This window comes from Actinoplanes sp. CA-131856 (genome assembly GCF_050956135.1).
Lineage (GTDB): Bacteria > Actinomycetota > Actinomycetes > Mycobacteriales > Micromonosporaceae > Actinoplanes.
In genome coordinates this window covers 5,322,093-5,344,130 of sequence record NZ_CP191849.1, presented here as the reverse complement: position 1 = coordinate 5,344,130, position 22,038 = coordinate 5,322,093, and the positions used below count along the sequence as shown (strand labels likewise).

At 70.7% G+C, this 22,038-nt stretch carries 21 protein-coding genes; 11 read left to right on the top strand and 10 right to left on the bottom strand.

Annotated features, from left to right (window positions below; all coding sequences use genetic code 11):
• Positions 1 to 14 precede the first annotated feature (14 nt).
• Together ACQP2X_RS24750 and ACQP2X_RS24745 are read left to right on the top strand one after the other, a co-directional pair.
• The gene (locus ACQP2X_RS24750; protein ID WP_498700659.1) at positions 15 to 515 is read left to right on the top strand and encodes a peptide deformylase; all 501 of its coding nucleotides are present in this window, start codon (positions 15 to 17) and stop codon (positions 513 to 515) included.
• A gap of 165 nt (positions 516 to 680) precedes the next feature.
• Positions 681 to 1,412, top strand: a complete 732-nt coding sequence (locus ACQP2X_RS24745; RefSeq protein ID WP_498700658.1) for an AAA family ATPase — start codon at positions 681 to 683, stop codon at positions 1,410 to 1,412.
• 10 nt (positions 1,413 to 1,422) lie between these two features.
• On the opposite strand, the gene ACQP2X_RS24740 is transcribed toward ACQP2X_RS24745, so the two are convergent.
• From ACQP2X_RS24740 to ACQP2X_RS24725, 4 genes are read right to left on the bottom strand one after another with little or no spacing between them, the layout of a single operon-like run.
• The gene (locus ACQP2X_RS24740) at positions 1,423 to 2,139 is read right to left on the bottom strand and encodes an ArsR/SmtB family transcription factor (RefSeq protein WP_498700656.1); all 717 of its coding nucleotides are present in this window, start codon (positions 2,137 to 2,139) and stop codon (positions 1,423 to 1,425) included.
• A gap of 43 nt (positions 2,140 to 2,182) precedes the next feature.
• On the bottom strand, positions 2,183 to 3,280 hold the full coding sequence (locus ACQP2X_RS24735; protein WP_498700654.1) for an alanine racemase: 1,098 nt from the start codon (positions 3,278 to 3,280) through the stop codon (positions 2,183 to 2,185).
• On the bottom strand, positions 3,267 to 4,751 hold the full coding sequence (locus ACQP2X_RS24730; RefSeq protein ID WP_498700653.1) for an IucA/IucC family protein: 1,485 nt from the start codon (positions 4,749 to 4,751) through the stop codon (positions 3,267 to 3,269). Before ACQP2X_RS24730 ends, ACQP2X_RS24735 begins: the two co-directional genes overlap by 14 nt.
• On the bottom strand, positions 4,748 to 6,526 hold the full coding sequence (locus tag ACQP2X_RS24725) for an IucA/IucC family protein (RefSeq protein WP_498700652.1): 1,779 nt from the start codon (positions 6,524 to 6,526) through the stop codon (positions 4,748 to 4,750). The genes ACQP2X_RS24730 and ACQP2X_RS24725 overlap by 4 nt, the downstream gene beginning before the upstream one ends.
• Before the next feature lie 687 nt (positions 6,527 to 7,213).
• On the opposite strand from ACQP2X_RS24725, the gene ACQP2X_RS24720 reads away from it, so the two are divergent.
• The 3 genes from ACQP2X_RS24720 to ACQP2X_RS24710 all read left to right on the top strand — a co-directional run bounded on the left by ACQP2X_RS24720 (position 7,214) and on the right by ACQP2X_RS24710 (position 10,665).
• Entirely contained in the window at positions 7,214 to 8,800 is a 1,587-nt protein-coding gene (locus tag ACQP2X_RS24720; RefSeq protein ID WP_498700650.1) for an ABC-F family ATP-binding cassette domain-containing protein, read from the top strand.
• 99 nt (positions 8,801 to 8,899) lie between these two features.
• Positions 8,900 to 9,736, top strand: a complete 837-nt coding sequence (locus ACQP2X_RS24715; protein WP_498700649.1) for an undecaprenyl-diphosphate phosphatase — start codon at positions 8,900 to 8,902, stop codon at positions 9,734 to 9,736.
• The gene (locus ACQP2X_RS24710) at positions 9,733 to 10,665 is read left to right on the top strand and encodes a DUF3626 domain-containing protein (RefSeq protein WP_498700647.1); all 933 of its coding nucleotides are present in this window, start codon (positions 9,733 to 9,735) and stop codon (positions 10,663 to 10,665) included. The genes ACQP2X_RS24715 and ACQP2X_RS24710 overlap by 4 nt, the downstream gene beginning before the upstream one ends.
• Positions 10,666 to 10,710: 45 nt before the next feature.
• On the opposite strand, the gene ACQP2X_RS24705 is transcribed toward ACQP2X_RS24710, so the two are convergent.
• Positions 10,711 to 11,268: a hypothetical protein gene (locus tag ACQP2X_RS24705; protein WP_498700646.1), complete on the bottom strand. Its 558-nt coding sequence runs from the start codon at positions 11,266 to 11,268 to the stop codon at positions 10,711 to 10,713.
• A 90-nt stretch (positions 11,269 to 11,358) separates the two neighbouring features.
• Between ACQP2X_RS24705 and ACQP2X_RS24700 the strand changes: the two genes are divergently transcribed.
• Genes ACQP2X_RS24700 through ACQP2X_RS24690 form a run of 3 tightly spaced genes read left to right on the top strand, consistent with a single transcriptional unit; the run spans position 11,359 to position 15,813 of the window.
• Positions 11,359 to 12,141 carry an SIR2 family protein gene (locus tag ACQP2X_RS24700; protein WP_498700645.1) on the top strand — a complete coding sequence of 261 codons (783 nt, stop codon included), beginning with the start codon at positions 11,359 to 11,361 and terminating at the stop codon, positions 12,139 to 12,141.
• Positions 12,059 to 12,286: an SIR2 family protein gene (locus ACQP2X_RS24695; RefSeq protein WP_498700643.1), complete on the top strand. Its 228-nt coding sequence runs from the start codon at positions 12,059 to 12,061 to the stop codon at positions 12,284 to 12,286. Before ACQP2X_RS24700 ends, ACQP2X_RS24695 begins: the two co-directional genes overlap by 83 nt.
• On the top strand, positions 12,283 to 15,813 hold the full coding sequence (locus tag ACQP2X_RS24690; RefSeq protein ID WP_498700642.1) for an nSTAND1 domain-containing NTPase: 3,531 nt from the start codon (positions 12,283 to 12,285) through the stop codon (positions 15,811 to 15,813). Before ACQP2X_RS24695 ends, ACQP2X_RS24690 begins: the two co-directional genes overlap by 4 nt.
• Here the strand turns inward: ACQP2X_RS24690 and ACQP2X_RS24685 are convergent.
• Genes ACQP2X_RS24685 through ACQP2X_RS24675 form a run of 3 tightly spaced genes read right to left on the bottom strand, consistent with a single transcriptional unit; the run spans position 15,810 to position 17,738 of the window.
• The gene (locus tag ACQP2X_RS24685; protein WP_498700641.1) at positions 15,810 to 16,268 is read right to left on the bottom strand and encodes a MarR family winged helix-turn-helix transcriptional regulator; all 459 of its coding nucleotides are present in this window, start codon (positions 16,266 to 16,268) and stop codon (positions 15,810 to 15,812) included. The genes ACQP2X_RS24690 and ACQP2X_RS24685 overlap by 4 nt on opposite strands.
• A complete protein-coding gene (locus tag ACQP2X_RS24680; RefSeq protein ID WP_498700638.1) occupies positions 16,265 to 17,113 on the bottom strand; it encodes a dioxygenase family protein in 849 nt (282 codons plus the stop codon). The genes ACQP2X_RS24685 and ACQP2X_RS24680 overlap by 4 nt, the downstream gene beginning before the upstream one ends.
• Before the next feature lie 10 nt (positions 17,114 to 17,123).
• Entirely contained in the window at positions 17,124 to 17,738 is a 615-nt protein-coding gene (locus ACQP2X_RS24675; protein WP_498700637.1) for a GTP cyclohydrolase II, read from the bottom strand.
• A gap of 85 nt (positions 17,739 to 17,823) precedes the next feature.
• On the opposite strand from ACQP2X_RS24675, the gene ACQP2X_RS24670 reads away from it, so the two are divergent.
• The 3 genes from ACQP2X_RS24670 (at position 17,824) to ACQP2X_RS24660 (ending at position 20,288) form a co-directional block, all read left to right on the top strand.
• Positions 17,824 to 18,804 carry an aldo/keto reductase gene (locus ACQP2X_RS24670; RefSeq protein WP_498700635.1) on the top strand — a complete coding sequence of 327 codons (981 nt, stop codon included), beginning with the start codon at positions 17,824 to 17,826 and terminating at the stop codon, positions 18,802 to 18,804.
• On the top strand, positions 18,801 to 19,556 hold the full coding sequence (locus tag ACQP2X_RS24665) for a class I SAM-dependent methyltransferase (protein WP_498700634.1): 756 nt from the start codon (positions 18,801 to 18,803) through the stop codon (positions 19,554 to 19,556). Before ACQP2X_RS24670 ends, ACQP2X_RS24665 begins: the two co-directional genes overlap by 4 nt.
• Positions 19,557 to 19,799: 243 nt before the next feature.
• Positions 19,800 to 20,288, top strand: coding sequence for an NUDIX hydrolase (locus tag ACQP2X_RS24660; protein ID WP_498700633.1), 489 nt, complete (start codon positions 19,800 to 19,802; stop codon positions 20,286 to 20,288).
• A 3-nt stretch (positions 20,289 to 20,291) separates the two neighbouring features.
• Here the strand turns inward: ACQP2X_RS24660 and ACQP2X_RS24655 are convergent, their stop codons facing one another.
• Positions 20,292 to 20,648: a GntR family transcriptional regulator gene (locus ACQP2X_RS24655; protein WP_498700632.1), complete on the bottom strand. Its 357-nt coding sequence runs from the start codon at positions 20,646 to 20,648 to the stop codon at positions 20,292 to 20,294.
• On the bottom strand, positions 20,648 to 22,003 hold the full coding sequence (locus tag ACQP2X_RS24650; RefSeq protein WP_498700630.1) for an MFS transporter: 1,356 nt from the start codon (positions 22,001 to 22,003) through the stop codon (positions 20,648 to 20,650). Before ACQP2X_RS24650 ends, ACQP2X_RS24655 begins: the two co-directional genes overlap by 1 nt.
• Positions 22,004 to 22,038: the final 35 nt, after the last annotated feature.

Below are 22,038 nucleotides of genomic sequence, written 5' to 3'. Positions count from 1 at the left end.
ATAGGCTTGAGGCCATGACAGTTCGGCCTATTCGGATCTTCGGCGACGCGGTCCTGCGCACCGAGGCCGACCCGGTGACCTCGTTCGACGCGGAGCTGGGCGCTTTGATCGACGATCTCGAGGACACGGTACGGGTTCCGGGCCGCGCCGGTGTCGCCGCTCCGCAGATCGGCGTCAGCCTGCGCGCGTTCTCGTACAACGTGGGCGGCGTCGTCGGCCACATGATCAACCCGGTGCTCAGCGACTTCGCCGGCGAGCAGGACGACGAGGAGGCCTGCCTGTCCCTGCCCGGCCTCGGCTTCCCGACCAAGCGCGCTATGTCGGTGACCGCCCGCGGCTTCGACCGCCACGGCGAGCCCATCGTCATTCCCGGCACCGGATTTCTGGCCCGCGCCCTGCAACACGAGACCGACCACCTGGACGGGCGCCTCTACATCGACACCCTCACCGGCGACGTCCGCCGCCAGGCTTTGCGCGAGCTGCGCCGGGTCCGCCCCACCCCGCCCGGCCGCTGACCCTCAGCGGATCCCGCCGCCGTGACCGCCCGCTCGATGGCCGTTCCCTCGATGACCGACGCGAGCGGCTCGGCAAGAGCGAGCGGTCGGAACGTCGCGCCTGTGGCGGACCGAGCCGATCGCGGCCGGACTGTGGGGGATGCGCGGGCGGACTAAGGTTGGTCGATGGAGGCCCTTCCGTCGGTGGTGTTCAACGGTGATCTCGGCAGCGGCAAGACGACCGTGTCGGTGATGCTGGCGCGAAGACTCGGGGTGCGCCGGGTCAGCATCGGTGACCTCTACCGGGCGATGGCGGCCGAGCGCGGCATGACTGCCCTGCAGCTCAACGTGCACGCCGAGCTCGACGACAAGGTCGACCACTACGTCGATCAGATGCAGCACGACATCGCCGCCTCCGGTGAGCGGCTGGTCGTCGACAGCCGGCTGGCCTGGCATTTCTTCGCCGGTGCGGTGAAAGTGCACCTGATCGCCGACCCGCTGGTGGCGGCCCGGCGCGCGCTCGGCCGTCCGGGCGACGCCGTGGAGAGCTACCGCGACCTCGACGAGGCCTGCCGCGAGCTGGCCGGGCGCAGCGACAGCGAGCGGCAGCGGTTCCTGAGCCGGTACGGCGTCGACAAGACCCGCCTGACCAACTACGACCTCGTCTGCGACACCACCCGGGCCGAGCCCGAGCAGGTCGTCGCCCTCATCCACTCGCGGGCCGAGGGCGCGCGGGGTCCGCGCTGCTACCTCGACCCGAGCCGTGTGCGCCACGACGAGGCGACGGCCGAGGACGGCGACATCGTCGTACGTCATGAAGCGCCGCACTTCTTCGCCCAAAGCGGCGGCCGGCGCCTGCGTGAGGCGGTCGCCGCCGGGCAGACCCTGACCCCGGTCGCGCTGGCCGGCGACCGTTAGCGAGACAGGGTCACGCGCGTGCGGGTTGCGCGTGGGGTTCTCGATCCAGGGACGCGCCGAAATGGGTGGTGAAAGCGGCGTGGCCCTCGTCGGTCAGGCGCACGGCCCGGCTCGTGCCTATCCGGATCACCCAGGAGGCGGCCAGGGCGTGCTGGAGCAGGGCGGCTCCGGTGATGCCGGCCAGGTGGGGGCGGCGTTCGGTCCAGTCGAGGCAGTCGCGCAGCACGGGACGGCGGCCGGGGGCGTCCAGGACGATGCCGAGGCTGGTCAGGCGGTCGCGGCCGGCTGGGGTCAGGGACAGGCCGTTCGTCCTGGTCAGCATGCCGGTCGTGGTCATGCCGTCGGCCAGGGCCACGCCCAGGGTGCCGGCCAGGTGGTCGTAGCAGGTGCGGGCGAAGGCCAGGTTGCGCCGTCGATGGGCGGCGGCCAGCGTGCGTACGGGGGAAGGGGTTTGATCTGTCGCGGCCGTGACCGCCTCGATCAGCGTGGCCACCTCCGGGGAGGCCAGGGCCAGATAGCGGTGGCGGCCCTGACGGTGCTCGGCCAGCAGGCCGCCGGTGACCAGGCGGTCGGCGTGCTCGGACGCCGTGGACATGGCGACACCGGCGTGGCGGGCCAGCTCACCCACGGTCCAGGCACGGCCGTCCATCAGGGCCAGGCAGAAGGCGGCCCGGGTGCGGTCGGCGAGCAGGGCCGCCCAGGAGGCCAGTGACGAAGCGTCGTCCATCCGACGATGATGCCCCGCCCGGTGTTCGGCGGCGGCCGAAGTGTCAGGTGATCACAAACGCCGGTGGGTCGTGGCGCAGGAAGTCGTGGTGGGAGATGTCCCAGCCGTAGGCGCCGGTGCGGGCGAAGACCAGGATGTCGCCGGCGCGCAGACGATCCACGTGCTGGCCGCGGGTGAGCACGTCGCGGGGGGTGCAGAGCTCGCCCACGGCGTCGACCTCGGTGCCGGTCACCGACGGTCGGGGGTACGGGTGGGGCCAGTCGTCGACCGGGACGACGGTGAACGGGTGCGAGTAGCCCCACGCGGCCGGCAGGCGGAAGTGGTGGGTGCCGCCGCGCAGGACGGCGAACGTGCGGCCGTGGGTGGTCTTGATGTCGATGACCTCGGCCGCGTAGCGGCCCGCGTCGGCGGCCAGATAGCGGCCCGGTTCGAAGATCAGGTCGATGCCGTCCGGCACCTCGATGCCGCGCAGCGGGGACAGGTCCATGGAGGCGCCGGACAGGTAGTCGACGCCGAAGCCGCCGCCGACGTTGACGACCCGCAGACCGGGCAGATCCTGGTCCTGCGACCAGCTCAGGCAGTCACGGACGAAGGCGGCGTGGGCGTGCCCGTCCATGTTGTTGGAGACGGCGTGCAGGTGGAAGCCGACGATGCGCACGCCGGGCACGGACAGGGCCTCGCCGACCTGCGCTGCGTCGACGCCGAACGGAGTCGGCGCACCGGTCATGGTGTGGCTGCCGTGCAGGGGGCTGCCGGGGCGGTTGACGCGCAGCACCACCTCGGGCGGGCTGCCGGCCAGGGCGGCGATGCGGTGCAGTTCGTAGACGCTCTCGGCGTTGATCAGGACCCCGGCGTCGAGGGCGGCGCGCAGCTCGGCGTCGGTCTTGGCCGGGCCGCCGAAGACGATGCGGCGGGCGCCGGCCGCGCGGGCCAGGGCCAGTTCGCCGCCGGAGGCGACCTCCAGGCCGTCGCACTCCTTCGCGAGCGTCTCGAGGACCTGGGGATGGCCGTTGGCTTTGACGGCGTACATCAAAGTAGCCGCCGGTGGAAGCGCCCGCCGGACCGCCGCGGCCGTGGCGCGCAGCGTCGCGGTGTCGTAGAGGTAGGCGCAGACGGGGCGGGGCAGGTCAGGCGGGAGCATGCAGCGGGTTCCTCACCGGGACGTAGATGTCGCCCGCACCGGCCAGGCGCATGCGGACCAGGGCCTTGTGCGGCACGGTGGGCGCGGTGAACGCGGCGTGGTCGTCGCCCGTGGCGTACTCGTCGAGGACCTCGCGGACGATGCGCCAGGCGTGGTCCTCGTCGAGGTCCAGGCGCATGACGAGCTCGCCCAGGTGGGCCTGGAACATGGTGTAGCCGATCTTCGCGCGGAGCACGCCGAGGTCGTCGGTGCCGACCACCGAGCCGGGCCACAGGGTGATGTCGTGCCCGGCGGCGCGCAGCCGGCCGGGGTGCAGGCGCAGGCCGGCGAAGTCGCGCAGGGCCAGGCGGTGCGGGCGGCCGCCGACGAAGGTGGGCAGGCAGTTCTGCAGGTGGGCTTCGAGGGCGACGCCCTGGGCGGTGAAGCGCAGCAGCGGCGGCATCAGCAGCTCGGCGTACTCGCGCAGCCAGACGGCGGGATCGCCGGTGACGAGCTCGTCGAGCAGGAACGGCAGGGCGCCGCCGGGGACGGCCCGCTCGCCGGGCTCGAGGCGGCCGGTGAGGCCCTCGCGGCGGATCGCGGACAGGTCGCGGCCGGACCCGACGGGCACGGCGGCGCCGGCGGTCTCGGCCATTAGCAGCAGCCGGTGGCCGGCCGGGTCGGCGGCGACCAGGCGGTGCAGCAGGGTGGAGACGGCCGGGCCGTTGCGGGTGCTGGCCACGCTGATGCTGCGCCGGGTCGAGGTGACCTGGATGTCGAGGGAGACCTTCAAATACTGGCCTGTGCCGGGCAGCAGCAGCGTGCGCAGGGCGGCCGTGGGGATGGCGTCGATCTCGTCGTCGAGGATCTTGAGGGTGCCGTCTTCGAGGAGATCGCCGTAGCGGGACGGGATGATATTGTCGCGCTGCCAGGCGTGCACCGGGATGACCTTGCCCGGCACATCGGGGAAAAGGTCGTCGCCGAGGTGCAGGTCGTCGCGGACGGCGACGAATCCGATCCTCGTCTTCTCGACCTCCAGATCGTGCGCGAGGACGTCACCGGTGTCCCAGCCCAGCCGGGTCCGGCCGCAAGGATGCAGGTTGTGGCCGGCCACGGCGAGCCGCTCCAGGCCGATCGCCCGCGCGTCCGGGTCGTCGTCCACAGGGGCCGCCGGGCGGGCCATGGCGATGGCAAGATTGAGTACGGCGTTGCGCAGCTCCGCGGCGAAACCGGGCGCCTCGATGTCGCCCAGCAGGTCGACCGGGTCGGCCACCCCGCTGGTGGCGTATTCGACCCGGTTGAAACCGTGCCGCAGGCCCGGTCCCATGTCACGGATGCCCTCGCGGACCAGGGCCCCGCGCAGCCGCCGCCCGACCGTGTCGGCCGCCTCGGGCAGATTCGCCAGGAAGCCCGGCACCAGCTCGGGCGCGTGCACCGCGAGAGCGGCCTCGGTGTGCGCGATCCGGTCGGTGCGCATAACGCTGCGATTCATGCGTGTTCCGCCATCGGGTTGTCGAGGTGGGCCCAGAGGTCGTCGAGCGGGTCGGCGGCCAGCCGCATCGCGGTGGTGGCCTTGATCGGCAGCGGGTCGCGCAGCAGGTGCGGCGCGTCCGCCGTGCCCGTGTCACGGATCGCCGCGGCGACGATGCCCCACAGCCGCCGCCGGTCCGCGCCGTGCCACCGGTGGAACGCGGTGACCAGCTCCTGGGCGACAGTGCCGAACGCGGCCGCGGACAGCTTGGTCCGCAGCACCTGAGGGTCGTCGCTGGGCAGGTCGCCCCTCAGCGGCGGGGCGTCGACCCCGGCGGCGCGCAGCCGGGCCGCGCTGACCCGCACGCCACCCAGGTCGCGGTAGAGGATCCGCGCCGGCCGCCCGTCGCGGAGCACCAGCAGCGTGTTCTGCCCGTGCGCCTCCAGCGCCACCCCGCGCGCCAGCAGCTCGACCACAGGACCGAACAACACCTTGGCGATCAAACCCATGGTGGTGTACGCGTCCTCGCCGCGCCCCAGAGGCAGAGGGGCCGCGCCGAGCCAGGCGAGCGGGACGGCGACCTCACCGGCGGCCAGGCGCGGCGCGGCCCGGAACAGGTGGGCCAGGTGCCGCTGGGGTTCGCCGTCGACGATGACGGCCCCGGCGCCGGTCTCGGCCAGCACCTCGATGGGCAGGCCGGCGGTGAGGGTCTTCAGGAGCCGCGAGAGCAGAGGGCCATTGTGCACGGCGGCGGGTGACACGGTCCGTACGGCCGACGTCATTTGAATGTCGACAGCGGTTTTGACATGGGGGCCACCGTCGAGGGGAGCGACGGTCCGCAGCGACATGAGAGGGCGCACGGGCGCGGTCTCGCCGTCGTCACGCAGCCACGGGTAGCGGTCCCGCAGGTGATCGGCCTGCCAGGGGTGGGCGTGGAGCACGGGCGGGCCGTCACCGAACCACTGCTCGGCCGGAACGGTGAGGCGGCGCAGCCGGATGACGGGGGAGTGCTCGGGCGCGTAGGCGAGCACGTCGGCCACGCTCATCCCGCCCCGGGTGCGGCAGCACGGGTGCAGCGGATGCCCGTCGACGATCTGCTGCTCGACCAGCCCGAGCGCGCCCGGCCCGGCCGCGGGCAGCCGGGGCGGCCCGGTCCGCGCGGCCCGGGCGAGCGCCAGGTTGGCGACGCTGTTGTCCACCTCGGCGGCGAACGGGACGTCACCCCAGAGCAGCCGTACGACCTCACCCGGGTCCACAATCGACCTGTTGCCCCCGCCGGTCGGCCCGGCGTCGCCGGTGATCTGTCCGAAACTTGTCAGTTCGACGTCGACGGCGAGCCCGGCCGCCCCCGCGAAGAAGGGCTCCGAGGCGCCGGCCGGGTAGCGCAGCACGATCTCAGCGGTAGGGCGGTCGCTGACGTGGGAATTCCCGTCGTCGCCCGGCAGGTGCTGGTCCTTGGCGGTCGCTGGGGCATGCGTCCCTGGCCACGTCGCAGAACCCGCGGCGTGCCGGTCGGCGCCGGCCGGTTGACCGGTGTTGCCGACCCACAGCGTGCCGACCCGTCCGTCGGCGGTCCGGGCGAACGCCGCCCTGCCCCGGGCCCGGGCGGTCAAGCCCGGCAGGGCCTCACGGCCGACCGCGCCGAGGAGCCGGGCGAGGACCGCCGCGCGGGCTCCCGGAAGCTCGGCGTCGTAGCGTTCCAGCAGGTCAGGGCGAAGCTGGCGAAGCTCCTCACGAGTCTGAAGGGCACCGGCGGTGTGCCGGCCGGACGGGGCGCTGGGGATAGGTCGCGGCACGGCGTCCATTCTCCGTCAACGGCACACCCCACCCACCCTGGGCAAGCCTCGTGGTGATCGACACCACCATCCTAGGATGCCTTAGCGGATGTGCGCCTGAACACCGGCGCACCGCACCCCCAAGACCAGGACAAGAACAAAAAGGAATCAACGGCATCCCGCCTTGGATTTGGGTTCGGCTCGCGGTTCGGTTCCGGCCTGGTCGTCGCTGCGGCGCTCGCCTCGCCGCGCAGCACATCGAGGGCGGGCCCCGCGCATGGTGGTGTTCACCCCCGAGGACCTCGACCTGGCGGCCGGGGGAGGGCAGTCCTCGGCCCAATCGGCGCCCGGCGGCGATCGCTTGCGGCGATCCGCCCCACCGCGATCCGCCCCACCGCGATCCGCCCCACCGCGATCCGCCCCACCGCGATCCGCCCCACCGCGATCAGCTCGCCGAGCCGAGGAGCGTCACGGTCGCCCGGACGCGTGGCGCCTGGGCGGTAAAGGCAAGCCGAGCCGCGGATGTCGGTCGAGAGTGTGGTGAGGCGGTTCATTTCGGGATCTGTGATCTAAATCGGTTGCGGGGGACGGGGGCTCGCGGCAATCTGGGACGCGTTCCTGTCGACGGCTCGAGGAGTGCTCTTTTTCATGTGATGCGACCCGGCGTGTGTGCGTACCCCTGTCGGTGTCTGCTCCTTGGAGGGCCTCTTGTTGAAAGCTGTTTCTCTCAGCCGCGCCCATGACGGCGATGCCCTGTTCTCCGGTTTTGATCTGGTGCTCGGTGACGGGGACCGGGTCGGGGTGGTCGGGCCGAACGGTGCCGGTAAGACGACGTTGTTGCGGGTGCTGGCCGGTGAGCTCAAGCCGTCGGGTGGCAGCGTCGTCCGTGGGCCGGGTACGCGGGTCGGCTATGTGGCTCAGCAGATGCCTGATCCGGAGGGGACCGTCGGGGCTTTTCTCGCCGGGGGTCTCGGTGAGCTGGCTGAGGTGACCGTGCGGTTGCGGGAGCTGGAGGCTCGGCTGGCCGCCGGTGAGGATGTGCTGGGCGAGTTCGGGGCTGTTCAGGAGCGGTGGACTGCTCTTGAGGGGTGGACGGCTGAGGCCCGGGTCGGTGAGATCCGGCAGCGGTTGGATATCGCTGATCTGCCGGATGATCTGCCGTTGCGGGCGGTCAGTGGTGGTGAGCAGGCGCGGTTGTTGCTGGCGCGGGCGTTGCTGGATGAGCCGGATGTGTTGTTGCTGGATGAGCCGACGAACCATCTCGACGCTGATGGGGTTGCTTGGTTGCAGGGCTGGCTGAAGGCGTACCCGGGCGGGGTTTTGACCGTCAGTCATGACCGGGCGTTCTTGGATGCTGTGGTGACCCGGGTGGTCGAGTTGGATGGGATCGACGAGGAGCCGCAGGACTATCCGGGTGGTGGTTATTCGGCGTTTCGGGTGGAGAAGCAGCGGCGGTGGGAGCGGTTGCTTCTGGATTTCGAGGCGCAGGAGAAGGACCGCCGGCGGTGGGAGGCGGATATCGAGCGGACCAAGGAGTTCTCGCGGGGTGTGGAGAACACGGTTCGGTCGGGGGCGACGGCGCCTCATCTGCGGCGGGTGGCGCGGTTGGTGGCGCGGAAGGCGAAGGTTCGTGAGCGGCGTCTGCGGCGGCAGATGGAGTCGGTGCGGTGGATTGCTCAGCCTCGTACGCGGCCGGCTTTGACGTTGGCTTTTCCGCAGGATGCCGGTGATGCGGGTGAGGTGGTGCTCGAGGCGAAGGGGTTGGCGGTCCGGGCGGGGGATCGGCTGTTGCTGGGTTCGGTTGATGTGACGGTGCGCCGTGGTGACCGGGTTTTGATCACTGGGCGCAATGGTGCGGGGAAGACGTCGCTGTTGCGGGCGCTGGGTGAGGGTGTGGAGGCGGCTGTTCTGCCGCAGACCTCTGATGGGTTGCGGACGGATCAGACGGTGATGGGGTTCTTCCGGGAGCGTGTGCCGGTTTATGTGGATGACGCCGAGAGGTTGTTGCTGGGGCATCAGTTCGGGGCGGATCAGTGGGAGTCGCGGCTGCGGAGTTTGTCGGCTGGTGAGTTGCGGCGGTTGCTGTTGGCGGTGTTGGTGAACAGTCCGGCGCGGGTGTTGTTGCTGGATGAGCCGACGAATTTCCTCGACTTCGATGCGCTGGATGTGGTGGAGGAGGCGTTGCGGCGTTACCGGGGGACGTTGGTGGTGGTGACGCATGACCGGTATTTCGCGGATGCGGTGGGGTTCGGGCGGCGCTGGCATGTCGCGGCGGGCGAGGTGCTGGAGAGCTGAGGGTGTGAGCGTGGGGTCCCGGGTCCGCCGCAGCGGAGGGTGACAGCTGGCCCTATGCTGTGCCGCGGCGTCAAAGCGGATCAAGGGTGGGCATAGGTCTTGAACATCATCGAAGCGGTGTTGCTGGGGGCGGTCGAGGGTTTCACCGAGTTCCTGCCCGTGTCGAGCACCGGCCATCTGACGATCCTGGAGAAGCTGCTCGGTTATCAGCTCGACGATCCGGACATCACGGCGTTCACGGTGATCATCCAGTCGGGTGCGGTGCTGGCGACGATTCTTTATCTGCGTAAGGACATCGCGCGGATCGTGCCGGCGTTCCTGGGTGGGTTGTTCAGCAAGGCGAAGCGTGACAATCAGGATTACCGGTTCGGGTGGGCGGTGATTCTGGGTGCGATCCCGATCGTGATCGCGGCGTTGTTGTTCAAGGATCAGGTGGAGACGACGCTGCGGAGTCTGTGGTTCGTGGCGGGTGCGCTGATCCTGTGGAGTGGTGTGATGGCGTTCGCTGATCACGCGGCGACGCAGGTGCGTCATGAGGATGATGTGACGTGGAAGGATTCGCTGATCATCGGTGTGGTGCAGTGTCTGGCGCTGATTCCGGGTGTGTCGCGGTCGGGGGCGACGATGTCGGCGGGTTTGTTGCGTGATTTCGACCGGGTGACGGTGACGAAGTTGTCGTTCTTCCTGTCGATTCCGGCGTTGCTGGGTGCGTCGTTGTTGCAGGGCTATGAGGAGGCCGGCAACATCGCGGATGGTGTGGGCTGGGCGAATACGCTGATCGCGACGGCTGTGAGTTTCGTGGTGGCGTACTTCTCGGTGAACTGGTTGTTGAAGTTCATCTCGCGGCATTCGTACAGCATTTTCATCTTCTACCGGGTGGTGCTGGGTCTGCTGCTGATGGTGCTGCTGGTGACTGGCACGATCGAGGCGCAGTGACCGTTGCGGCGGAGCGGGCTCTGGCTCATGTGCGGGCCTTGTTTCCGGAGGCGTCGCCGGTGCCGGCGGCGCCGGTCACGGTCAATTTTCATCCTGACCGGTTGCTCTCCGATGGTTCGACGGTGGCGCAGCGGCTGGCGGCGGAGGGTGTGTATCGCAGCCAGTTCGAGACGGGTATCTCCAATGGTGGGCTGACGGCGTATCCGGGTGGTGACCGGGACCGGTGGGAGCAGCGGATGTTCGCCGGTGCTTACACGGGTTCGTCGGGGCGGCCGATCTACGGTGGTTTGAATCTGGCCGGTTATCCGGATGGGGCGTCGCCGCGGTTCGGCAGTTGTCATCTGGTGTTGTCGGAGGCGGTGTCGCTGCGGGCGACGTTCAGTCATGGTGACAGCGTCACGGAGCCGGCGGTGGTCGGTACGGCGACGACGTTCCGTGCGGTGTGGGAGTCGTTGTTGTCGGAGGTGGCGCGTACGGGCCGGGCGCTGAATCTGGCGGCGGCGGGCCCGGCCGAGTGGGTGCGGGTGCTGGGTGTGCCGCGCACGGTGGCGGGGCGGGCCATGGACGATTACGTCGAGGCGCAGATCCATGGGGGTCTGAGCTTGTCCGCGGATGTCGCGGCCGTGGTGGTCGATCCTTCTTTCCGGGGTACGTCGGTGGAGGCGCGTCTGCGTGGGACGGGTCTGCCGGTGCGGTGGTCGCCGGGGTTCCGGCTGGCCGCCGCTGAGGTGCCGGCGGATCTGCGTGGTCCGGAGGTGCCGGCGCTGGCCGGGTTGGTGGCGGCGCATTTCGGCCGGGACGTGCTGGACGCCGAGCTGGTGGGCCGGGCGGCGCGGGAGCCGTCGAGGTGGGCGGCCTTCGGGGGCCGGGCCGAGGTGTTGCAGCTGCTGAAGTATGTGTGGCACGTGCTGGTGCTGCGGGGTTCCTGACGTCTTTCGTGGCGCGATCGAGGGTTTGCTTGGACGTTCGATGCCCTAACGGCTGGGCAGGACGTAGAGGTCGGAGCGGAACTGCTGGGTCAGCGCGTCGTAGGCGGCGCTGATCTCGGCGGGGGTGGCGGGTTCGGACGTACTGAAGCAGCTTTGCAGTGTGGGGTTCCACCAGGGCAGGTTGCGACGGTCGCCGCGGCCGGGCTGGCTGATGGGGGCGCGCAGGGGTGCGTCGGCGTCGGTGGTGGCGAACATGGCGAACATGGCGAACATGGACGACATGAAGGCCTGGTAGGCGGTGAACAGGTCGTCGGAGAACAGCAGCCGGTTGGCGTACATGGTTTCGTCGGTTTCGCGTTTGAGGGCGATGACCTGGGCCGGTTCGATTTCTTTCCAGCGGCCGACGAAGGTGGCGAAGCACAGCATCCGGTTCAGTGGCGGGGCGAGCTTGTCGAAGATCTGCAGGCGGCGGGTGATGACGGTCTGGTTGGCCCATTGGGCCTGTTCGACTTTGCGGAGCCGGCGGTTGAGGACATAGCCGACGGCGACCACGGCGAGCGGGGTCAGCGCTTCCACGACGAGTTTCGCCACCTCCAGGGCCATGGTGTCCACGATGGCCCGGCGGGGTGGGCGGCACAGTCCGACCTGCGACAGTCCGGTGCTGTGGCGCGGTGGGCGGGTTGACGATGAGGCATGGCGCAGGCGCCGGATGAGGAACATTTCGAGATGCTCGCCGACCGGTTGCTGGCCGGGGCGGTCGTCCCGTTCCTGGGCGCGGGGGTGAATTTGTGTGACCGGCCGCCGGCGGCGGTGTGGGAGCGGGGGCGTTATCTGCCGAGTGGGGCCGAGCTGGCCGCGTATCTGGCGGAGTCGATCGGTTATCCGTACGCCGATTCGGGTGACCTGCTGCGGGTGTCGCAGTACGTGGATGTGAAGTTGGGCAACGGGCCTTTGTTTGAGCGGCTGCACACGGTGTTCGACGCTGATTACGCGCCGACGCCGGTGCACCGGCTGCTGGCGGGTCTGCCGGCGCTGGTGCGGGCGCGGGGGCGGCGGTTCTTCCCGTTGAATGTGACGACCAACTACGACGACGCCCTCGAGAGGGCTTTCCGGGAGGCCGGGGAGCCGTACGACCTGGTCACCTATATTGCTGACGGCCCGGACCGGGGCCGGTTCAAGCACACCCGCCCGGACGGCAGCACGGAGATCATCCTGGTGCCGAACGTCTATCCGGAGTTGCGGTGCGATGAGCGGCCGGTGATCGCGAAGATTCACGGGGCGGTCGGGCGTGATGCCGGTGAGCGGGACAGTTTCGTGGTGACCGAGGACCACTACATCGCCTACATCAGTCACACCGACGTGGCGAAGCTGATTCCGATCAACATCGCGACGGATGAAGAAGAGCCATTTCCTGTTTTTGGGTTACAGCCTCAAGGATTGGAATCTGCGGGTCATCCTGCACCGGTTGTGGGGTGACGACGGGTTGACGTACAACTCGTGGGCGATCCAGCCGCGCCCGGAGCGGATCGAGGAGAAGGCCTGGTACCGGCGGGGTGTGGAGCTGCTGGACGCGGGTCTGGTCGAGTACGCGGCGGAGCTCGGGCGGGCGCTGAAGCCATGACTGTCGTCCGGCTGTCGCCGCACTTGTACGGCTGCCCGTACAAGGGTTTGCAGCCGTACACCGAGCAGGACGGTGATTTCTTCTTCGGCCGGGACGCCGACCGTGATCTGGTCACGGCGAATCTGCTGGCCAGCCGGCTGACCGTGTTGTACGGGCCGAGCGGGGTCGGTAAGAGCTCGCTGTTGCAGGCCGGGGTGGTGCGTCATCTGCATCAGCTGGCCGAGAGCGAGTTCAGCTATCTGGCGGTGGGCCGGGCCGTGGTCGTCTACTTCTCGTCGTGGCGTGACGATCCGCTCGACGGTCTCGGTGCGGCGTTGCAGGCGGTGGCGTCGCCGGACGCGGCGGAGCGGCGGCCGTTGTCGGTGGAGATGATCCGTGAGGTCAGTGAGCGGCTCGACGCGGATGTGGTGCTGCTGCTCGACCAGGCCGAGGATTTCATCACGTATCACTCGGGGCCGTCCGGTGACGCGTTCGCGGCGCTGCTGGGCCGGATCGTGGGCACGCCCGGGCTGCGGGCCAGTGTGCTGCTGGGCATCCGGGAGGACGCCCTGGCCAAGCTGGACCGGCTCGAAGCGCAGGTGCCGGGCCTGTTCGGCAACACGCTGCGGCTGAACCTGCTGGACGAGGACGCGGCCCGGCAGGCCATCGAGCAGCCGCTGAACAGGTTCAACGAGACCGCCCCCGAGGGCCGCGCGATGGGTATCGAGGCGGAGCTGGTCGACGAGCTGGTGCCGGAGCTGCGTACGGGGCGGATGTCGGTGACCGACAGCGGCGCCGGCACGGCCGGTGGGGCCGACACGACGGTGGAGGCGCCGTTCCTGCAGTTGGTGATGACCCGGTTGTGGGCGGCCGAGCGGGAGCGGGCCAGTCAGGTGCTGAGCCGGGCCACGCTGGCCGAGCTGGGCGGGGCCGAGCAGATCGTGCGGACCCACCTGGACACGGTGATGGCGGCGCTGAGCGGGGAGCAGCAGCAGGTGGCGGCGGGTATCTTCCGGCACCTGGTGACCCCGTCCGGGATGAAACTGGCGCACACGGCCGAGGACCTGGCCGACTACGCGGGGGTGGCGGACGCGGCGACGGTGGCCGGCGTCCTCGAACAGCTGGCCGCGGGCCGGGAGCGGATCCTGCGGCCGGTGCCGCCTCCGGTGGATCAGCCCGGCCCGCCCCGGTACGAGATCTTCCACGACGTGATGGCGTCGGCCGCGCTGGACTGGCGGCGCCGCTACACGGCCGAACGGCAGCGCCTGGCCACCGAGGCGGAGCTGCTGGCGGCCCGGGCCGAGGCCGAGCACCGGCGTACCCGGCGCCGGCTCACCGTGTCGCTGCTGGTCTGCGGGGTGCTGGCCGTGCTGCTGGTGGTGGCGGTGGCGTTCTTCGTGCAGGCCCGGCGCAGCCGCAGCAAGGCGCAGCACCAGGCGATGCTGGCCGATTACGAGCAGACGTTGCAGCGTGACCCGGCCGCCGGGCTGACGGCGGCCCTCGACGGGTGGGACGAGAAGGGCAGCGGTGACGCGGAGCTGGCCGTGCGGACCGCTGTCGAGGCCGACACCAACCGGCTGATCCTGCGCGGGCATCAGGGAACGGTCAACACCGCCGTGCCCGCTCCCGACGGCCGGTCCGTGCTCACCGCCGGCCAGGACGGCACCGCCCGGCTGTTCGACGCCGGCACCGGCCGTCTCCTGCGGCAGTTCACCGGCCCGGCCGCACCGGCCGAGGCGTCCTTCAGCCCCGACGGCACGCTGGTCGCCACCACCGCCCAGAACGGGCAGATCCAGGTCTACGAGAGCGGCGGGCGCCCGCTGGGCCGCGTCGGCCGGTACGACCGGTGGACGCCGGTGCGCTGGGTGACGCTGGGCGGCCGGCAGGCCCTGCTCGTCTGCTGCAGTTATCTGGGGCCGGCCACGCTGTGGGACGCGCGGACCCGCCAGCTGATACGGCAGTTCGGGCCGGCTTCCGAGGAGGTCTGGTACGCGGCGGCGGCACCGGACGGGCGGTACATCGTGACCACCGGCAGGGACGGTGTTCTGACCGTCTGGGAGGCCGCGACCGGTGCCATGCTCGCCCGCTCGGAGAAGTTCGGCTTCTCCTCGTCGATGCCGGAGTTCGTCGCCGGGTCGAGCCGTGTGGTGTTCATGAACCAGCAGTTCGACTACGGCTACCACTGGGTCAGCTTCTGGGACTGGCGCCAGGGCCCCGGCGAGCTCGACCGCAGGAAGGACATGCGCAGCCGGGTCGTCGCCCCGCTGGCCGTGCGCCCGGACGGCGAAAAGGTGGCGGTGCTGCTCGACAAGGAGGTCGACTTCTTCAATGCCCGCACCGGCGTGCTCGAGCACTGGACGCCGCAGGAGCCGGACTGGGTCACCTCGGCCGCCTACAGCCGTGACGGCCGGTGGCTGGTCGCCGGCGGCAACGACGGCCGTGTCCGGGTGTGGCTCGCCGACCGGATGGGCAACCGGCCGGTGGCCGAACTGCTCGGTCACCGCGGCGCCGTGCTGACCGTCGCGTTCGACCGGCGTGATCCGTGGCGGGTCGTCTCGGCCAGCGCCGACGGCACGGCGCGGGTGTGGCAACTGCCCTCGCGTACCGTGCTGGCCGGGGCGCAGGGCTGGGTGCTCGCCGCCGGTCACAGCCCGGACGGCCGCCACATCGTCACCGCCGAGGAGGACGGCCATCTGCGGGTCTACGACACCAAGGGCACCCGCCTCAAGGAGTGGACGGTCACCTACGGCAACGACCAGCTCAACACCGCGCTGTTCACCCCGGACGGTGACCGCATCGTGTCCAGCTCGGTGGGCAGTGACCGGCCGCAGGTCACGATGTGGCAGTCGGGCCCGGCCGTGCCGCCCCTGCAGCGGGGCGAGCACCTGCTGAAAAGCCTGGCCGTCAGCCCGGACGGGGCGACGGTGGCCGCCGGGGACGCCAACAACCAGGTCATCGTCTGGGATCTGGGCACCGGGAAGATCGTCCGTCGGCTGGGCGCGGCCGACCCGAACCTGGCCGTGCTCGGGGTGGCCTATCTCGACGGCGGCACCACGGTGGCCGCCGCCGGCACCGACGGCACCGTCCGGTTGTTCGGCCCCGACCATGACAAACCGGTGCGCACCCTGGGCCGGGCCGGATCGTCGCCGCTGCGCGCGATGACCGTCTCCCGCGACGGCCGGCTGCTGCTGACCGGCTCCGAGGACCACAAGCTGCACCTGTGGCGGCTCGCCGACGGCTCGGTGCGCGAGTTCGACGGGCCGGACAGCACCATCGGCGGTCTGGCCTTCAACGCCGACGCCTCACTGCTGGCGGCCAGCGCGGCCGACGGCGCCGTGCACGTGTGGCGCACCGGCGACCCGGGGCGGAAGCTGACCGAACTGCACCGGCACGGCGACGCGGTCAACGCGGTCCAGTTCACCCCCGACGGGCGGGGCTTCCTCACCGCCAGCGACGACACCACGGCCGCCGTCTACGAGTGCGTCTCCTGCGGCGACTTCGAGGACGTCCGGCGTGTGGCCGAGCAGCGCGCGGCCGGCCGGGGCTAGGTGTGCAGCGCGGGCAACAGTTTCGCGGTGACCGCGCGCAGCTGCGCGACGTCAGCCGGGGACAGCTGGTCGAAGATCAGGCGGCGGACCTCGGCCACATGGCCGGGGGCGGCGGCCTCCAGCACGGCCAGCCCGGCCGCGGTGAGGTGGGCGACCTGCCCGCGCTTGTCGGTGGGGCAGGCCCGGCGCTCCAGCCAGCCGCGCTGTTCCAGGCTGGTGACCGCGTGGGAGAGGCGGCTCAGGGTGGTGCCGACCGCCTTGGCCAGGTCGGTCATCCGCAGGCAGTGCTCGTCGGCGGCGCTGAGCGTGGCCAGGATCTGGTAGTAGGCGTGCGGGATGCCGGTGTCCTCGCGCAGCTGCCGGTCCAGGGCGGCCGGCATCAGCATGAGGATCTGCGCGACGTTGAGCCAGGCGGCCCTCTCGTCGTCGTCGAGCCAGCGCGGGCCGGCGGTCATGTCGTCTGGAAGGAACGCTTGGCGAACCCCATCGAGTAGCCGTCGACGGCGGTGCGGACCGGGCCGGTCGGGTCGGTGGCGGCGCCGAGGGTGACGAACAGCGGGGTGAAGTGCTCGACGGTGGGGTGCGCGTAGGGCATGCCGGGGGCCCGGTCGCGGAACGCGGCCAGCTCGTCGACGTCGCCGCGGGCCAGGGCGGCGGCCGCCCACTGGTCGAAGTCGGACGACCAGCCGGGCACGTGCCCGGCCAGCATGGCCCGGGTCAGGAACTGCAGGCCGTGGGTCATGAAGCCGGAGCCGACGACCAGCACCCCCTGTTCGCGCAGCGGCCGCAGCCGTACGCCGAGCGCGAGCAGGGTGGTCGCGTCGTGGGTGGGGATGCTCAGCTGCAGGACGGGGACGTCCGCCTCCGGGTACATGATCTTCAGGGGGACCCAGGCGCCGTGGTCGAGGCCGCGGTTGTGGTGCTCGTGCACGGTCTGCGGCATCAGGGCGGTCACCTGCCGGGCCAGGTCGCCGGCGTCCGGAGTGTCATAACGCATGCGGTAGTAGACCGGGCTGAAGCCGCCGAAGTCGTACACCAGATCGGTGTTGGCCCTCGAACTGGACAGGGCGAGCGGGGCGGACTCCCAATGGGCGCTGACGATCAGGATCGCCGTGGGCCGGGGCAGGTCGCGGGCCCAGTCGTGCAGCTGCCGCATCCAGGCGGCGTCCTCGAAGGTGGGCGGGGCGCCGTGGCTCAGATAGAGCGACGGCATCGGCCCGTCGGCGGGCGTCCACGGCCGGTGCGCGCCGAGGGTGGCGACCCGGTCGAGGTGGCGGCGGAACGGATGGGTGCTGTCCATGGGGGTGTCCTCAGGCGGTGCGCTGGCGGGGCAGGTCGAGGGTGTGCGCGGTGTGGTCGCGTTTGGTGGCCAGATAACGGGCGTTGGCCTCGGACAGGTGCACCCCGGTCGGCACCCGCTCCTCGATGGTGATGCCGAGCGCGCCGAGCTGGGCCGCCTTGTCGGGGTTGTTGCTCAGCAGCCGGATCCGGTCGGCGCCGAGGGTGTGCAGCATCTGCGCGGCCGCGGTGTAGTCCCGCTCGTCCTCGCCATGACCCAGGGCCAGGTTCGCCTCGTACGTGTCCAGGCCCGTGTCCTGCAGCGCGTAGGCGTCCAGCTTGGCGTACAGGCCGATCCCGCGGCCCTCCTGGCGCAGGTACAGCAGGAACCCGCCGGCCGTGGTGATCCGCTCGGCGGCCTCGCGCAGCTGCGGTCCGCAGTCGCAGCGGGTGCTGCCGAACACGTCACCGGTCAGGCATTCACTGTGCGGGCGCACCAGGGGCACGTCGGTGTCGCGCCACGGGCCCAGGCCGAGCGCGAGATGCTCGCGGCCGTCGGCCAGCCCGGTGAAGGTGACCACGTCGGCCGTGGTGCTGTAGCCGTCGGGGAAGCGCAGCGGAACCACGACGCTGGTACGGACCGTCATGTGCTCAAGCATCACCGCCGGATGTTGAAACATCAACAACCCGGGTGGTGTCCTGCGCCACCCGGCCGCGAGTAGATTCGCGCGCATGAATTACCGGACCTTGGGCGCGAGCGGGCTGCGCGTCTCGGAGCTGATCCTGGGCACGATGACCTTCGACGCCGCCGACGGCGAATGCGCCCGCATCCTCGACACCTACGCGGAGGCGGGCGGCAACACCATCGACACGGCCGTCAACTACCGCGACGGGGCCAGCGAGGAGATCCTCGGCAAACTGCTGGCCGGCCGCCGCGACCGGTTCGTCCTGGGCAGCAAATACACGGTGTCGCGCGACCGGCGCGACCCGAACGCCGGCGGCAACGCCCGCAAGAACCTGCGCGCCTCGCTCGAGACCAGCCTGCGCCGGCTCGGCACCGACTACCTCGACCTGTACTGGGTGCACATGTGGGACCAGGCCACCCCGATCGAGGAGACGATGCGGGCCCTGGACGACGCGGTGCGGGCCGGGAAGATCCTGTACGTGGGCATCTCCGACGCGCCGGCCTGGGTCGTGGCCCGGGCCAACACCCTCGCCGAGTGGCGCGGCTGGAGCCCGTTCGTGGGCCTTCAGGTGCCGTACAGCCTGCTGCAGCGCGACGTGGAACGCGAACTGCTGCCCATGGCGGCCGCGCTCGGTCTTGGAGTGACCGCCTGGAGCCCGCTGGCCGGCGGGGTGCTGACCGGCAAATACAGTTCGGGGGTACGCCCGGAGCAGTCCCGCTTCGACCCGGACGGCCTCGGCGAGCGCGCCCACACGGTGGCCCGCACCGTCGACGACATCGCGCGGGAAAGGGCAGTCCCGGCCGCGCAGGTGGCGATCGCCTGGACCCGGGCCCGGCACACCGGCGTGTTCCCCATCGTCGGCGCCCGCCGGGCAGATCAACTACAGGACAACCTCGGCGCCGTACGCCTGCACCTCAGCCCCGAGGAGATCACCCGGCTGGAGGCCCCCACCGGTTTCGAGGCCGGCTTCCCCCGCGACTTCATCGACCAGACCTCCGACTGGGTGCTGGGAGCGGCCCGCATATGACCAGCGACCCGGTGGTGACGCACTTCGACGGCGTCGCCGGCACGTACGACCAGATCCTGCCGTTCTTCACCGCCTTCGCCACCCAGGCGGTGAACCACATCAACCCGGCGCCCGGCGCGAAGGCCCTCGACGTGGCGGCCGGCCGAGGCGCCTTCACCGCCGCGCTGCTGGCCCGCGGCTGCGAGGTCACCGCGGTCGACGGCGCACCCCGCATGATCGAACTCCTGCGGCACGACCACCCCGGCGCCACCGCCCACGTACGCGACGCGGCCCGCCTCGACCTGCCGCCCGGCGTCTTCGACGTGGTGGTCTGCGGCTTCGCCCTGCACATCATGGCCGACCCGCACGCCGCGGTGTCGGAGACGATCCGGGTCGCGAAACCCGGCGCGACGGTGGCCTTCACCGTGCCCGGCCGCGCCGACGGCACCCCCGACCCGTGGCCGGACCCGCTGGTCGACCTGTACGCCGAATACCGCCGCTTCCACGCCGACGGCTCCGGCCGCCACGGCAACGACGTCGACGAAGCCACCTTGCTGGCCGAGTCCACACTGACCGACATCACAGCGACCACGCTGGAGGTGGCGATCCCCGTCCCGGACGGCGAAACCTATTGGCGCTGGAGCCGCTCGCACGGTTCGGGCCGCTTCATCGACGCCCTACCCGACGACAAACGAGCCGAGATGCACACCCGCCTGCTGGAGCGCGTCGCCGCCACCCCCGACTTCGTGCTGCGCCGCTCCGCGACCCTCTGAACAGCCCAGCGGGCACGGCGGTGACAGCCCAGGTCGGTGACGTCGGGGTGGGTGGTGACGACGGTGAGCAGTTCGGCCACGGCCTCGTCGGGGCGGTCGGCGTCGTTGAGGGTCAGGGCGGCGGCGTCCAGCTTGCCGAGCCAGCGCAGGGTGCTGGCGTACTGGCACAGGCAGCGGCGCAGCACGTCGCCGTCGTAGAGCAGGACCAGTTCGGTCGTCACGGTGAAGATTACTGTTCCCGGCATGCCAGTTCCCGAGTATGTGACCAAGATGCGCGCCCACATCGGACACGACCTGCTGCTGCTTCCCGGCGCCAGCGCGGTGGTGCGCGATGAACACGACAGGATCCTGCTGCTACGGCGTTCCGACAACGGACAGTGGGCGCTGCCGGCCGGGATGATCGAGCCGGGGGAGCAGCCGGCCGAGGCGGTGCTGCGCGAGATCCACGAGGAGACCGGTGTCGAGGCCGAGATTGAACGGCTGGCCGGGGTGGCCGTGCACGAGGCGCACTACCCCAACGGGGACCTGTGCTCGTACCTGACGGTGTGGTTCCGGTGCCGGGCCGTCGGCGGGCAGGCCCGGCCGGACGGCGACGAGTCCCTCGAAGTGCAGTGGTTCTCGCCCGATGAGCTGCCGCCGGTCAGCGGCCTGACGAAGCTGCGGATCGAGACGACCCGGGACCCGGACGGGCCGCCGTGGTTCGCCCCGCCCGGATTCTCCGGCGTCGAATAGGGCTCACAGGCCCAGGGCCGCCCGCACCAGGCTGAGGGCGGTCTCCGGCGCGACACCCAGCGCCCGCGTCGTCTCGGCGTACACCGAAGCGGCCTTTTGGGCTTGGACCGACGTGCCGGCGGCGCGGGAGGTGACCACGGTGCCCAGCCGGCCTCTCGTCTCGACCAGGCCGGCCGTCTCCAGCTCGCGGTAGGCGCGGGCCACCGTGTTCACGGCCAGGCCCAGCTCGGCCGCCAAGGTGCGCACCGGCGGCAGTTTCTCCCCGGCGGTCAGGGCGCCGGTGGCGGCCAGCTCGGCGATGCGCAGCCGGACCTGCTCGTACGGCGGGGTCGCCGCGTCGTGGTCGATGGTGATGTCCATCAGATCAGTCTCGGGGGTGTGTTGCCGGCTTCGACGATGGCGCGGCGCATCGGCACCAGCGCCAGCAGGATTCCACCCACCAGGAAGAACACGACCAGCGAGACGATGCCGACCCGGTAGCTGTTGGTCAGCTGGAAGATCAGGCCGAAGGCGAGCGGGCCGAGCCAGCTGGTGCCCTTGTCGCTGATCTCGTAGAAGCCGTAGTACTCGCCCTCCTTGCCGGCCGGGATCAGCTGGGAGAACAGGCTGCGGGACAGGGCCTGGCTGCCGCCCAGCACCAGGCCGATGGCCGCGCCGAGCAGCATGAACGGCAGCGGCTGACCGGCCGGCAGCCAGTAGGCGGCGACGACCACGACCAGCCACAGGGCCAAACTGAAGATCACGGTTTTCTTGGCGCCGATCCGGGCCGCCATCGCCCCCAGCAGCAGGGCGCCGCCGAAGGCGAGGAACTGCACGATCAGGATCGTGATGATCAGGGTGGACTGTTCGAGGTCGAGTTCCTCGGTGCCGTACTGGCTGGCCAGGGTGATCACCGTCTGGATGCCGTCGTTGTAGATGAGGTACGACAGCAGGAAGAACAGGGTCAGCGGATAGGCCCGGATGCCGCGGATCGTACGGCCCAATTGTTTGAAACCGTCGGTAAGCACGTTGCCCTCGCCCTGGGCGGCCCGGCCGGGGTGCTCTTTCAACCACAGCAGGGGTACGACGGTGAAGGCGGCCCACCACACGCCGGCCGACACGATGCACCAGCGGGCGATGTCCAGGGTCCGCTGGTCGTCGCCCTCGATCGCCAGCACGGTGACGGCGACCAGGTTGAACGCCAGCAGCAGGCCGCCGCCGAGATAGCCGATGGCCCAGCCGCGGCTGGACAGCTTGTCGCGGTCGTCGGGGCCGGCCAGCTGCGGCAGGAACGAGTTGTAGACGACGATGGCCGCGCCGAACGAGATGTTCGCGATCAGGAACAGGAACCCGCCGAGTAGATAGCGGTCGCCGGTCACGAAAGCCATCGCGATGGTCGCCGCGGCGCCGGTGAATGCGGCCGCCGCCAGCAGCGGCTTCTTCCGCGGGGCGCGGTCGGCGACCGCGCCCATCACCGGCAGCACGAACACGGTCAGCAGCACCGACAGCGACACCACGTACGGGTAGAAGGAGCCGGCCGCGACCGCGATCCCGAACGGGTGCACCCGGCCGGTGCAGTCGTCGGTGCCCAGCGGGCAGCCGGCGGCGATCTCGGTGACCGTGGTCAGGAACGGGCCCAGGAACACGGTGATGACGGTGGTCTGGAAGGCCGAGTTGGCCCAGTCGTACATATACCAGCCACGGCGCTCTCGGGCGCCGACGGTGGAAACGGCCATGGTTGGTCTCAAGCTCCCAGAAGTCGATCGGTGGC

Excerpts from the sequence above, each read along its gene's own strand:
- ACQP2X_RS24695 (WP_498700643.1), top strand. The coding sequence starts at position 12,059 with ATGAAGAAGAGCCATTTCCTGTTTTTGGGTTACAGCCTCAAGGATTGG.
- ACQP2X_RS24735 (WP_498700654.1), bottom strand. The coding sequence starts at position 3,280 with ATGCTCCCGCCTGACCTGCCCCGCCCCGTCTGCGCCTACCTCTACGAC.
- ACQP2X_RS24660 (WP_498700633.1), top strand. The coding sequence starts at position 19,800 with ATGCCAGTTCCCGAGTATGTGACCAAGATGCGCGCCCACATCGGACAC.
- ACQP2X_RS24665 (WP_498700634.1), top strand. The coding sequence starts at position 18,801 with ATGACCAGCGACCCGGTGGTGACGCACTTCGACGGCGTCGCCGGCACG.
- ACQP2X_RS24750 (WP_498700659.1), top strand. The coding sequence starts at position 15 with ATGACAGTTCGGCCTATTCGGATCTTCGGCGACGCGGTCCTGCGCACC.
- ACQP2X_RS24655 (WP_498700632.1), bottom strand. The coding sequence starts at position 20,648 with ATGGACATCACCATCGACCACGACGCGGCGACCCCGCCGTACGAGCAG.
- ACQP2X_RS24700 (WP_498700645.1), top strand. The coding sequence starts at position 11,359 with ATGGCGCAGGCGCCGGATGAGGAACATTTCGAGATGCTCGCCGACCGG.
- ACQP2X_RS24730 (WP_498700653.1), bottom strand. The coding sequence starts at position 4,751 with ATGAATCGCAGCGTTATGCGCACCGACCGGATCGCGCACACCGAGGCC.
- ACQP2X_RS24705 (WP_498700646.1), bottom strand. The coding sequence starts at position 11,268 with ATGGCCCTGGAGGTGGCGAAACTCGTCGTGGAAGCGCTGACCCCGCTC.
- ACQP2X_RS24675 (WP_498700637.1), bottom strand. The coding sequence starts at position 17,738 with ATGACGGTCCGTACCAGCGTCGTGGTTCCGCTGCGCTTCCCCGACGGC.
- ACQP2X_RS24680 (WP_498700638.1), bottom strand. The coding sequence starts at position 17,113 with ATGGACAGCACCCATCCGTTCCGCCGCCACCTCGACCGGGTCGCCACC.
- ACQP2X_RS24670 (WP_498700635.1), top strand. The coding sequence starts at position 17,824 with ATGAATTACCGGACCTTGGGCGCGAGCGGGCTGCGCGTCTCGGAGCTG.
- ACQP2X_RS24690 (WP_498700642.1), top strand. The coding sequence starts at position 12,283 with ATGACTGTCGTCCGGCTGTCGCCGCACTTGTACGGCTGCCCGTACAAG.
- ACQP2X_RS24740 (WP_498700656.1), bottom strand. The coding sequence starts at position 2,139 with ATGGACGACGCTTCGTCACTGGCCTCCTGGGCGGCCCTGCTCGCCGAC.
- ACQP2X_RS24650 (WP_498700630.1), bottom strand. The coding sequence starts at position 22,003 with ATGGCCGTTTCCACCGTCGGCGCCCGAGAGCGCCGTGGCTGGTATATG.
- ACQP2X_RS24745 (WP_498700658.1), top strand. The coding sequence starts at position 681 with ATGGAGGCCCTTCCGTCGGTGGTGTTCAACGGTGATCTCGGCAGCGGC.
- ACQP2X_RS24685 (WP_498700641.1), bottom strand. The coding sequence starts at position 16,268 with ATGACCGCCGGCCCGCGCTGGCTCGACGACGACGAGAGGGCCGCCTGG.